We start from the raw sequence: 12,064 nt of genomic DNA on the forward strand, positions 1-12,064 counted from the left end.
GCGAGATGACCACCATGACCGCATTTCGTCACCAGGATATGCCCGAGCGCCCCCCGTCCCGTCGCACGACGGTGGCGGACGTCGCTCTCCTGCTGGAAGGCACGTTCCCTTACGTGCGTGGCGGCGTATCGTCGTGGGTCGACCAACTCATCCGCGCCTTTCCGGACCTGACCTTCGCCGTAGTCTTCATCGGCAGCCGCCGGAGTGACTACGGTGCGCCTGTGTATCCGATGCCGCCGAATGTGACCCATTTCGAGGCGCATTACCTATACGAGACGTCCACGGCATTGCCAGACTCGGCGGCGCGGCCCGAAATGCGCGGCGGTGGGCCCACGTCCACCCACGGAAAGTCGAAAGGATCGAACGCAGCCGACGCGGACGCATTTGCCCGGGTCGCCCGCTTGCACGATCTGTTTCGTCAGCGTCACGAAGAGGCGGCGGGTGGAGGCGAGACGGCGGAGTCCATGCGCGTGGACGGATTGCGCAGCATGCTCGAACATCTTCTGCCGATGCTGCGCGACGGCGAACCGCTCTCGCAGCCGACGTTTGCGCACAGCGAGCGATCATGGGAGTTCATCACGCAGCGATACGAGCGTTTCTGTCATGACCCGTCGTTCACCGACTACTTCTGGACGATCCGGGCGATGCACAAACCGATCTGGCAACTCGCGCGGATCGCCGCCGACATGCCCGCCGCGAAGATGTACCACACGGTGTCCACGGGATATGCCGGGCTATTGGGCGCGATGCTGCGCATAGCGACGGGACGCGCGCTGCTGGTGACCGAGCACGGCAGTTATACGAAGGAGCGCAAGCTCGATCTGCTGCAAAGCGAATGGCTGCGTGACAACCGTGGCCCCTTCGAGCGCGACATCTCTCGCGTGGGTTACTTCCAGAATCTCTGGATGCGGTTCTTCGAGGCCATTGGCCGCGTTTGCTACGACACGGCGGACGACATCGTGTCGCTGTACGAGGGCAGCCGTCAGCGGCAGATCGCAGACGGGGCGCCCGCGCACAAGACACGCAGTATCGCCAACGGCGTGGACATTGCCCGCTTTGCGGCACTCAGAGCGACGCATCGCGAGCGGGCCGACATTCCGCCGGTCGTCGCCTTGATCGGGCGTGTGGTGCCGGTCAAGGACATCAAGACCTTCCTGCGCGCGGTGTTTCTGGCTTACCGCGCCCGTCCGGACGTGCAGGGCTGGATCGTCGGGCCGGACACGGAAGACCGGGCCTATGCGCAGGAATGCCGCGACCTCGCAGCCAGTCTGGGGATGGAGTATCAGGTGAGGTTCATGGGATATCGCGTCGTCGAATCGGTGCTGCCGCAGATCGGCGTGCTCGCGTTGTCGTCCGTCTCCGAGGCCCTGCCGCTGGTCATGCTCGAAGCAGCGGCTGCCGGGGTGCCGGTGGTGGCAACGGATGTCGGCGCATGTCGTCAACTGATCGAAGGCAACGATCCGGAGGACCGGGCGCTCGGACGCTCGGGACGCATCGTGCCGATGGCCGATCCGGAGGCGCTCGCCGCCGCCATCGTCGAGGTGCTGGAGCCCGATGCGTGGCATGCGGCCAGCCGCGCGGGCATCGCCCGTGTCGAGCGGTCGTACCGGCTCGATACCCTGCGCGACGCCTACCGTGCGTTGTACCGGCAGTGGACGACCGACGATGCCGCAAACGCCGGAGGCGCTGAACATGCCGGGCGTGCGTCCGGCACGGAGGGCGAGCGCTGATGGCCGGGATCGGTTTTGAGTTGAGGCGTCTGCTGCGCAGCGATACGCTCTCGGGCACCTTTGCCGCCTACAGTTATGCGGGCATCATCAGCGCCGGGCCGCTGGTGCTGTCGATGGTCGGTGTGGTGCTCGTCGGTCTGATGAGTCTTGCGCAAGTGCATCCGCAATTGGTGTTGACGCAGTTTCAGGTGTCGGTGACGTATCTGATCGCGTCGAGCGTGATCGTCACCGGACTGATTCAACTGGCCTTCACCCGGTATTTGAGCGATCGCCTGTTCGCGGGCGAGCCGCAGGCCGTCATGCCGTCTTTCAACGCCGTGACACTGGTCACGACTGTCGTGCTCGGCGGCATCGGTCTGCTCCTCTCGCAGACCCTCTTTGCCGACCAGCCGCTGGCGTACCGGTGGCTGATGTGGATGGGATTCGTGCTGCTCGGCAATCTGTGGATCGTGGTGCTGTTCCTTACCAGTGTGAAGCAGTACCGCGTGATTCTCGGTATCTTCTGCGCCGGCTACAGCCTGACGGTGATCTGCGCAGTGCTGCTGGGGCGGTATGGCCTCACGGGCCTGCTGGGCGGTTTCGTCATCGGCCACACGGCATTGCTGCTCGGCTTTACCGTCGTCGTCGCCCGGAATTACCGTGCGTCCACGTGGCTCTCGTGGGCGGTGTTCGTGCCGCGCAATCTTCGTCTGTCGCTCGTGGCGGTCGGCGTTTGCTTCGGACTGGGGATCTGGATCGACAAGCTGATGTTCTGGTGGTGGCCGGCCACGGGGATGAACGTCATCGGTCCGTTGCGCGCGGCACCGGTCTATGACCTGCCGGTATTCCTTTCGTACCTCTGCGTGATTCCCGGCATGGCGGTGTTCCTGCTGCGTATCGAGACGGATTTTGCGGAAGCCTATACGGGCTTTTTCGACGCGGTGCGACGCGGCGGCACCCTACGCCAGATCTCGGCGTCGCGTGTGTTGATGGTGCGTGCCGTGCGTACCGGACTGTTCGAGATTCTGAAGGTGCAGGCCGTGGTGACGCTGCTCGTCTTCGCGTTCGGCGACGATTTGCTCCGTTGGGTGGGCGTTCCCGCCGGACGGCAAGCGTTGCTGCGCATCGACGTCATCTCGGCCGGGTTGCAAGTCCTGTTGCTCGGCGTGCTCAACGTGCTGTTCTATCTTGACCGGCGGCGCGACGTGTTGCTGCTGACCTCGCTATTGGTAGTGCTCAACGCCCTGTTGACATGGGGGAGTCTGCACTACGGGCCGGCGTCGTACGGATATGGCTTTGCACTGGCCCTGTCATGTGTCCTGGGGCTCGGCGCGTACCGGCTGTCGAGGCGTCTCGCAGCGCTCGAATACGACACTTACATGCGCCCGCATGCCTGAAATATCGGGGGACGACGGGCTCGCTCCATGCGTCGAAGGCGATGCGTGTTCGGCAAGCGTCATGGACGACGTTTTCACGCGTTACCGTATCGACGGCGCGATCCACTTTGCCGCGCTGAAGTCCATCGGCGAATCGCTCGAGAAGCCGTCTCTTTATTACCGAAACAATCTGGGCAGCTTGCTCACGCTCATCGAGACGATGGATCGTCACGATATGCGGCATCTGGTGTTCAGTTCATCGGCGGCCGTCTACGGCAATCAGGCGACCGTGCCCGTCGACGAGACGGCGGCGCTTGCGACGGCCAACCCGTACGGCCATACCAAGCTCATGGCCGAGCAGATTCCCACCGACACGGCCAAATCGGATCCTCGCTGGCGCATCGGCGTGCTGCGGTACTTCAATCCGGTCGGTGCGCACGAGAGCGGGCTGATCGGAGAGGATCCGGGCGTCACCCCGAACAACCTGGTGCCGTTCGTCGCGCAGGTCGCCGTAGGCAAACAGCCGTTACTCAAGGTGTATGGCGGCGATTGGCCGACGCCCGACGGCACCGGGGGTCGCGACTACATTCATGTGGTGGATCTGGCACGGGGGCATCTGTCTGCGCTGGCGGGCCTGCATGCGCTCGACGCGGGGTTCACCGTGAATCTGGGCGCCGGGGCAGGGAGCAGCGTGCTGGATGTCTTGCGGGCGTTCGAGGCGGCCAGTGGCCGTCCGGTGCCATACGAGATCGTCGAGCGCCGCTCGGGCGACATTGGTGTCTCCTATGCCAACCCGGCCCGCGCACAGGCGTTGCTGGGCTGGCAGGCGCAGTACGATCTGGCGCAGATGTGCGCGGATCAATGGCGCTGGCAGCATCGCAACCCGGACGGCTATCGCTGATCCGGCGTCGCCTGTGTCCATGGGCGCGCCATTGCGCGCGGCCCGGGCAGCCCCAGCTGATATACCCCTCGGGCATATCGATATGCCTTAAATGACTCAGGGGACAAATGAAAGCTATTCCCAATTGGGGTAAAATGGTGGGGTTTTCCCGTCCATAACCGATAGTGCGTATACCTGATGCGCCTGGAGTTCTGGCATCAGGGCCGTCAGGGATGGCCCGCGAGCGCGTCTTTCTGGCGATTCCGGCCGACATCGTTGTGTTTGTCGGTTTCGTCGAAGCGCAATGTCGCCGGCCTCCGTCACACGTCAAGTCAATATGAGCATTCAGAATCAACAAACCGTGTTGGAAGTCCATCACTGGACCGACACGCTGTTCAGCTTCAAGACCACTCGCGACGCTTCGTTCCGTTACGTCAATGGCCAGTTCACCATGATCGGGCTGGAAGTGGATGGCAAGCCGCTGCTGCGCGCCTATAGCATGGCGAGCGCGAATTACGAGGAAGAGCTGGAGTTCCTGAGCATCAAGGTGCAGGATGGTCCGCTGACCTCGCGTCTGCAAAACATCAAGCCGGGCGACAAGGTGATCGTGGGCCGCAAGCCGACGGGCACGCTCATCGACGACAACCTCCTGCCGGGCAAGAACCTGTATCTGCTCTCGACGGGCACGGGTCTCGCGCCGTTCATGAGCATCATCCGCGACCCGGAAGTCTACGATCGCTACGAGCACATCATTCTGGTGCACGGCTGCCGCTTCACGAGCGAACTGGCCTACCGTGACCTGATCACGCAGCATCTGCCGGAGCATGAGTATCTGGGCGAGTACATTCGCGACAAGCTGATCTACTACCCGACGGTCACGCGTGAAGAGTTCGAGAATCAGGGCCGTATCACGGAGCTGGTCGAATCGGGCAAGATATTCACGGACATCGGTCTGCCGGAGTTCTCGCCGGAAAATGACCGCGTGATGCTGTGCGGCAGCCCGGCCATGCTCAAGGACACCCGCGAGCTGCTGGAAAAGCGCGGCTTCGTCGAAGGTCACAACCACGCACCGGGGCACTATCTGGTCGAGCGCGCATTTGTTGGCTAATCCATTCGGTTAGACCGTTCGAATGTTGCCGTAAAGAGATGCAGGAAAAGGCCGCTCATCGAGCGGCCTTTTTCGTTGTGTCGATCCTGCCGGTCTTTCAGGCGCCGATCAGAAATCCATCGCTGGCGTCCAGCCCCTGAAAGCGTTGCGTGCCGTCCTGGACGAAGAAGTTGGCCTGATTCGTGTAGCCATAGCCGCGCTCGACACGGAACAGGGCCAGATTCGCGCCCCACGATTGCTTGTCCGCCTTCCAGCCCACTTCGTATTGCTTGCTCTTGAGCGGACAGTAGCCCCCGTCATCAACTGCGTGCGGGATTCGACTGTTCGGGCAGCGCTGTTGTGAGGGTGTTGCGGCGCTGGGCTTGCGTCGGCGCGTCGGTGTTGGTGGATGTGGACGACTTCGCCGTCTGCGCGGCGCTCGCGTTGGCCATCGGATAGGCCCAGACGCTGTTCGGATCGCCGCGACGCGCGCGACGCCACGTCGCACGGGCGAACAACGCAAAGATCACGGCGCTCACGAGTGCGATCAGGTCGACGCCCGCGAGCACCCAGTCGCCATCGGCGAGCGTGCGCACGAGGTTGTCGGCGGTGAACAGGGCATCGGCGACGGGAATGGCGAGACAGGCGGCGGCCGTCGCGATCAGCAATGCGGTAGCAGCCACAGCCGGCGCCGTGAGCGCGGCGAACACCATCGACAGCGCCAGGGTGACGACAAAGATCGACAGCGCGCTCGCGCCGGGAGCGATCACCGCCCCGACGAACGCCACTGCCATCCCGAGGCAAGTGCCCAGGAACACGCCCGCCGTAGCCTTCGCCATCCACCGCAGATTCGCGGGCTGAAGGGTGGTATTGCGTTTGCGGCGCGATTCGAGCCAGAGCAGATTGCCGCTGTAGACGAGCACTGCGCCCATCAGGCCGAGGATGAAATACACCCAGCGCATGGCGTCGCCGGCGAAGTTACCGAAGTGCGCGCCATAGATCATGCTGAGCACGGCATGGTTCGTATCGCGCATGCCCGGGCTGTGCTGGCCGACGATCTCACCGTCGTTCAGACGCACGGCCACCGCAGCGAACACGCCGAGCGAATCGCTGGCTTCGCCGTAGACCTCGGCGACCGCATCGGGCTGGCCGTAGCGCGACCAGGCAACCGCCGTCGTTTCCATGTCGGGCGCAGCATGCGCTGCACGGGCGAGTATCGCCTGAAGGTCGAGCGGCTTGCCGTCGACCGGCGCAATCTTCGCGGGCACCGAGCCCGTCATCTGTAAGAACTGCGGCGCCAGCTTGTTCTCGAACGTCACCACGTTAAAGGCCATCATCAGCGGCAGGCTCAGGCACAGCAACGCGCCCGTGAGTGCGAAGACGATGTGAAACGGCAGGCTCAGTACGCCGATGGCGTTGTGCGCGTCTTGCCAGAAGCGCTTGAGGTTGCGTCCCGGGCGCAGCGCAAAGATGTCGCGCGTGACGCGCGGCAGGTGCACGATCACGCCGGAGACGAGCGCCATGCCGTAAAAGAGCGACACCACCCCCATCAGATACAGACCGTAGGTTGGGACGGACAGCGAGTAGTGCAGGGCGTTGACGGTGTTCGACAGGCCGGGGCGCGCGTCGCCGACGATGAGCGACGTCGCCGTGCCATCCGCATTCAGGCGCAGTCTCGCCTGCATCCATTCACCATCCGGCTGGAGCCAATAAGCGAAAGGCACGGGCGAGTGGCTGGGCAGTACCACACCCATCTGTTCGCGTGCCGCCGGGTACTGCGCACGCACCATCTCGGCGAGCTGTTCGGTCTGGGCGAGCGAGAGCGGGGCATGACGCGTTGCCGGTTGCTCCCAGCGCTCGATCTCGTGATGAAAGACGGTCAGGGCGCCGCCGAGCATGGCGACGAACAGGGCGAAACCGGCCACGATGCCGGCCCACGTGTGGACGCTGAGGTACTGACGAAGGGTTTGAGCGCGCATCGGGCGATCCTTACCAGACGGCGCGCGCCAACAGCAGCGCGGCCCAGGCGACGACGGTGGTGGCGCCCATGCCGATCCACGCGCGTGTCGCGGTGCGGCTCGCGAAGACCACGGCAAACAGACCGAGCCATACGAGCGGGAAGAGGGCGATGACGGGAATGACGGCGGTTTGCCAGCCGGCAGGCGTCATGTAGGCGATGGCGCCGCACAGTGCCATGGCGGCAAAAAAACCGGGGACGAGGCCTGCGAACGTTCTACTCCACATGGGCGTCTCCCCGCAGCCAATGCCAGCCGCCTGCGGCATACGGCCAGAACAGCAAGCCGAAGCTCAGCGACATGAAAGCCGACGCAATGCCTGCCGACGCGCCGGCGGCGACCCACCAGCACACGAGGCTGACAAGGGCCGCGATCAGCGCGATCGCGCGCGCGGGCTGCGCGGCCAGACGTTGCGTGCGCAATCGCTGGTGTTCGGACGTGAGGTAGCAGGCACCGCCTGCGAGCCATGCCAGTGCAATGGCCAATGCAATCAACATGCTTGGGTCGTGCGGAAAAATCGTTGAAAAATGAAGCTTTGCCAACGTCGGATGCCATCCCTTCGACAAACGAAAACGCCGCCTCTGGGGCGACGTGGCTGGCGATGCAAGTCAAAAACGGTTCCGGTCAGGCCCGACCGATGACGTCCGCTGGACATCTTTCGGTATTCTCAGGGCGCTTGATGACGTAAACCAACGTAAACGTAAGCGTTAACGAAAACGATTCGCATTTATAGCACGATTCGGACAAATCCCGAAACAATCCGTCCGAAATCCCGGATATACAAGTGACGCGTGGCGTGCAGACAACGACAAGGTGAGGTGTCGTTGTCTATCAGGCTTGCTGAGATGATGCGTCGTATGTTTGGCGGGCGTGCGCTCAGGACGCACGAGCGGCGTCGGCGATGAGACTACTGGTCGGCAAGGGGCCATGAAACTGGCGGACGATCGCGTGCCAGTAGGGAATCACCGGCCCGGACGTGGGCTGTGCCGCATCGATTTCCGGCAGCAAATGCCAGGGGGCGGTCGGGTACTGATGGTGCACGCGGTGCAGGTGATGATTGAGCACCAGCAAGCGGCCGAGCGCCGGCGCATGGAAGTTGCGCGAGCGGGCTGGCTCGTCCATCGTCACGCCGAAGTGCGGCAGGTTGTCGGCAATGGACAGCCAGATGCCGCGCGCGACGAACGTCGCCACGAACACTGGCCACCAGGGGCCGTAAGCCCATAGCGCCAGACCGAGCGCGACGAACAGGATCAGAAAGTCCCGCTGAATCCGGCGGCGACGCACCGGATCGGAGGCGAACATCACCACGCGGCGACGCACGTCGTCGTCTTGCGGGTCGGCGCCGAGCGCGCGCAATGCCAGCGCAGGCAGGCGCTTGGCCGGGATCCACGCGATCAGCGGCGCGAACAGTTCCGTGAGCCACATGCCGCCGAGCAGGCGCGACTGATAGCTGAACCAGCGCCGCACGCGTTGTGCGCGCGGTGCGTCGGCGGGCAGCGTCGAGATGTCGGGCTGGTCATAGGGTTGACGGGTGAACCGATGGTGCATCAGATGCCCGAATCGCATGATCTCGAAGGGCAGCCCGAGGAAGAAGGAGAGCGTGCGGCCGGTGCGTTCGTTGGCGCGCGGCTTAAGGCGCAACTGACCGTGAATGGACTCGTGAATCAGCCCCCAGTGCATGGGCGTGAGGAGCAGCACGGGAAGCAGCGACAGCGCTGCGAAGCCCCCCCATTGGCGCAATGCGTAGCCGAGTCCGAGCCATTGCCAGAGGCCGGCGAGCGCCGTCAGACCGATCAGCCAGGGATTCCAGTGCGATGGTTTGGCGTGGCGCCATAGCGCGGGCGATGGCATGGCGTCGCTCGTCAGTGTGGCGCCGACCGACGGTGTCGCCCCAGCGGTGGCGGGAGACGAGGGGCAGGGGGAGGCCGAAGAAGCGACTGGGGCCAGGGAAGCCGGGGGAGTGGCGGATGGCGCGACGGCAGGTGCGGCTGAGGGTGTGACAGCATCAATCCCGGCCGGGCGCGCAACGACGTTCTCCATGAGGTCTCCGTGACGTAACGTGACTGAAAGCAGCGTGCAACGAAATAACGCAAGGGGACGTGCCGGGCGTCATTCGATGCGATGCTGCGCGACGCGCTCCGGCACGTGGCGACGAGAGTGTATGTCGCCCTGCGGGAAGGGAATATGTCAGTCGTGTTGCAGCGCCTTACTTTCGTAGCATTTCCGTCATGTGCTACGTCGGCGAAGGGCTATTGCGGGTCGCCGGACGTGCTCAGGCTGTCCAGTTGAGCGACGCCGGCCGCCGTGAGCCGTACCAGTTGCAGGCCGCGCTCACCGTCTTCGAGCGAGACCCATCCCGCTTCCGTCAGCACGCTGAGGTAGCGTAACAACGCGCTCATCGGCAACGTACTGCGCTTGGCCAGGCGAGCGAGCGATAGCGACTCGCGGCCTTCTTGCCGGCCGTCGGCCAACGTTTGCAGCAGGCGAGCGAGGTCCTGCTCGGCCTGCGCCAGATCGTTGTCGTGCGCCGGGGTGTCAGCCAAGGCGGCGCTCCAGCAGCACGGGGACCGACTTCGACGTCGGCGTGCCGGCGCCGTCCGCGATGGCGTCGAGCGGCACGAGCCCGTTGGTCTCGGGGTAGTACGCGGCGATGCTGCCGCGCGGAATGTCGTAGGCGACGAGCAGGAAATCGTCGGCGCGACGGGCAATGCCGTCGTTCCACACGCCGACGAGGTCGACCCGCTCACCAGCCCGCAGACCCAGCGCGTCCATATCCTCGACATTGACGAAGACGACGCGCCGCTGCCCGAACACGCCGCGATACCGGTCGTTGAGACCATAAATCGTGGTGTTGTACTGGTCGTGCGAGCGGATGGTGGCAAGTTGCAGCACTTCGGCGCCCCGTGCGCCCGCCTGTCGGCGTGCCACGTCGATGGGGAGCTCGTCCGGGAGCGGATGCGTGGTGAAGTTCGCGCGGGCGTTGGCTGTCGTCCATTGACGCTCCGACGGCGGCACCGGCAGACGGAAGCCGCCCGGATGCCGCACGCGGCGATTGAATCCGGCGAAGTCGTCGAACGTGGCGGCGATGGCGTCGCGAATACGGTCGTAGTCTTGTGTGTACCAGTGCCAGTCGTCATGCCCGCCGAGCGCGCGGCCCATGGTGGCTTGCGCGATGCCGGCGACGATGGCGGGCTCCGAGCGCAGATGCTCCGAGGCCGGTGCGTTGATCCCGTAAGAGAGATGCACCATGCTCATCGAGTCTTCGACCGTCACACCCTGCACCGTCCCGTCCTGCATGTCGATTTCCGTGCGACCGAGGCACGGCAGAATCAGCGCGTCGCGTCCGTGCACGAGGTGACTGCGATTGAGCTTCGTCGCCACGTGCACGGTCAGGTCGCATTGGCGCAGACCTTCCCAGGTGCGCGGCGTGTCGGGCGTGGCCATCGCGAAATTGCCGCCCATGCCGATGAAGACCTTGATGCGTCCGGCAAGCATGGCGGAGATCGTGTCGACGACCCCCAGACCCTCGTGACGCGGGGGTGCGAAGTCGAACACCTCGGCGATCCGGTCGAGGAAGGCCGCCGACGGTTTTTCGTTGATGCCGACGGTGCGGTCGCCCTGCACGTTGCTATGTCCGCGCACGGGGCACAGGCCGGCGCCCGGGCGGCCGATGTTGCCGCGCAGGAGCATCAGGTTGACGATCATCTGGATCGTGGCCACCGCCTGCTTGTGTTGCGTGATGCCCATGCCCCACGTGGCGATCACACGCTCGCCGCGCAGGTAGACGTCTGCGATCTGGGACATCTGCGCTTGCGACACGCCGGAGGCGCGTTCGAGATCGTCCCAGCGTTCGGCGCGCACGTCGGCGGCGAAGTCGTCGAAACCGTGGGTGTGTTCGGCGATGAAGGCGTCATCCAGCAGGGCCGGGGCGCCGTTGGCTCGCGCCTCGGCGTCGCGCTCCAGCACGTGCTTGATGACGCCCTTCACGAATGCGAAGTCGCCGCCGCTGGCCGGAGTGACGTAATGTCCGCTGATGGCCGTACCGCCCATACTCAGCATCTCGCCGGGACTTTGCGGGTCGGCAAAGCGCTCCAGACCGCGTTCGTGCAGCAGATTGATCGAGACGATCGTAGCGCCCCGTTTGGCCGCTTCGCGAAGCTCGCCGAGCATGCGCGGATGGTTGGTGCCCGGGTTCTGACCGAAGAGCAGCAGCGTGTCCGCCTGCTCGAAGTCTTCGAGTGTGACGGTGCCTTTACCGATGCCGACGACCGGCGGCAAGCCCACACTCGTCGGCTCGTGACACATGTTCGAGCAGTCAGGGAAGTTGTTCGTGCCGTACTGACGTACGAACAGTTGGTACAGGAATGCCGCTTCGTTGCTGGTGCGTCCCGACGTGTAGAACGCGGCCTGATCCGGATCGGGCAGGGCGCGCAGATGCTCGCCGATCATGGCGAATGCGGCGTCCCAGGCGATCGGCAGATAGCGGTCGGTGGCGGCGTCGTAGCGCATCGGGTGCGTGAGGCGGCCGAAGCCTTCGAGCGTGTAGTCATCGAGTTCGAGAAGCTCGGTCACGCTGCGTGTGGCGAAAAACTCGGGTGTGACGCGGCGCTTCGTCGCTTCGGCGGCGACTGCCTTGGCCCCGTTCTCGCAGAACTCGAACGTCGACGCATGCTCCCGGTCCGGCCAGGCACAACCCGGACAGTCGAAACCGCTGGGCTGGTTCGCGCTGAGTAGCGTGCGCGCGCCTTTGAGGGGAATGCCTTGGGTGACGAGCTGGATGGCGACGTTCTTGAGCGCGCCCCAACCGCCGGCGGGGCGATCGTAAGGGGCAATTTTCGGGGCAGACATGACGCGGGTTCCGACAGAGGTTGGTCGGCATGCCGTGCGGCCTTGTGGGTACACGGTAGCCAAGGGAAACATTTCACGTCAAATAGGCAAATTGATGCATAATTAAAGCACGTTGCACCGGGAAATTCCTGTCGGTGCCAATGCAGAGA

At 64.3% G+C, this 12,064-nt stretch carries 10 protein-coding genes and 1 pseudogene; 4 read left to right on the forward strand and 7 right to left on the reverse strand.

The annotated features are described in order from the left end of the window. Positions 1 to 5: 5 nt before the first annotated feature. The 4 genes and pseudogenes from pelF to PCA20602_RS03770 all read left to right on the forward strand — a co-directional run bounded on the left by pelF (position 6) and on the right by PCA20602_RS03770 (position 5,073). Entirely contained in the window at positions 6 to 1,730 is a 1,725-nt protein-coding gene (gene pelF / locus PCA20602_RS03755) for a GT4 family glycosyltransferase PelF (protein WP_246182015.1), read from the forward strand. Next, positions 1,730 to 3,106, forward strand: a complete 1,377-nt coding sequence (gene pelG, locus PCA20602_RS03760; RefSeq protein ID WP_150720051.1) for an exopolysaccharide Pel transporter PelG — start codon at positions 1,730 to 1,732, stop codon at positions 3,104 to 3,106. Before pelF ends, pelG begins: the two co-directional genes overlap by 1 nt. A 16-nt stretch (positions 3,107 to 3,122) precedes the next feature. Then, positions 3,123 to 3,986: pseudogene (gene galE / locus PCA20602_RS03765) on the forward strand (UDP-glucose 4-epimerase GalE); the annotation flags it as partial. A gap of 316 nt (positions 3,987 to 4,302) precedes the next feature. Beyond that, positions 4,303 to 5,073, forward strand: coding sequence for a ferredoxin--NADP reductase (locus tag PCA20602_RS03770; RefSeq protein WP_069343885.1), 771 nt, complete (start codon positions 4,303 to 4,305; stop codon positions 5,071 to 5,073). A 97-nt stretch (positions 5,074 to 5,170) separates the two neighbouring features. On the opposite strand, the gene PCA20602_RS25515 is transcribed toward PCA20602_RS03770, so the two are convergent. The 7 genes from PCA20602_RS25515 to PCA20602_RS03800 form a co-directional block, all read right to left on the reverse strand. Next, on the reverse strand, positions 5,171 to 5,332 hold the full coding sequence (locus PCA20602_RS25515; protein ID WP_174980775.1) for a hypothetical protein: 162 nt from the start codon (positions 5,330 to 5,332) through the stop codon (positions 5,171 to 5,173). A gap of 40 nt (positions 5,333 to 5,372) precedes the next feature. Further along, complete coding sequence (locus PCA20602_RS03775; RefSeq protein WP_150720053.1) at positions 5,373 to 7,031, reverse strand: PepSY-associated TM helix domain-containing protein; 1,659 nt, start codon at positions 7,029 to 7,031, stop codon at positions 5,373 to 5,375. Positions 7,032 to 7,041: 10 nt separating this feature from the next. Beyond that, entirely contained in the window at positions 7,042 to 7,296 is a 255-nt protein-coding gene (locus PCA20602_RS03780) for a hypothetical protein (protein WP_139133319.1), read from the reverse strand. Beyond that, entirely contained in the window at positions 7,286 to 7,564 is a 279-nt protein-coding gene (locus PCA20602_RS03785; RefSeq protein WP_150720054.1) for a hypothetical protein, read from the reverse strand. Before PCA20602_RS03785 ends, PCA20602_RS03780 begins: the two co-directional genes overlap by 11 nt. Before the next feature lie 379 nt (positions 7,565 to 7,943). Next, entirely contained in the window at positions 7,944 to 8,918 is a 975-nt protein-coding gene (locus PCA20602_RS03790) for a fatty acid desaturase family protein (RefSeq protein ID WP_174980783.1), read from the reverse strand. A 398-nt stretch (positions 8,919 to 9,316) separates the two neighbouring features. Beyond that, positions 9,317 to 9,610, reverse strand: coding sequence for a helix-turn-helix domain-containing protein (locus tag PCA20602_RS03795; protein ID WP_150720056.1), 294 nt, complete (start codon positions 9,608 to 9,610; stop codon positions 9,317 to 9,319). Beyond that, positions 9,603 to 11,915: an FdhF/YdeP family oxidoreductase gene (locus PCA20602_RS03800; RefSeq protein WP_150720057.1), complete on the reverse strand. Its 2,313-nt coding sequence runs from the start codon at positions 11,913 to 11,915 to the stop codon at positions 9,603 to 9,605. The genes PCA20602_RS03795 and PCA20602_RS03800 overlap by 8 nt, the downstream gene beginning before the upstream one ends. Positions 11,916 to 12,064: the final 149 nt, after the last annotated feature.

Source organism: Pandoraea capi (assembly GCF_902459735.1).
Lineage (GTDB): Bacteria > Pseudomonadota > Gammaproteobacteria > Burkholderiales > Burkholderiaceae > Pandoraea > Pandoraea capi.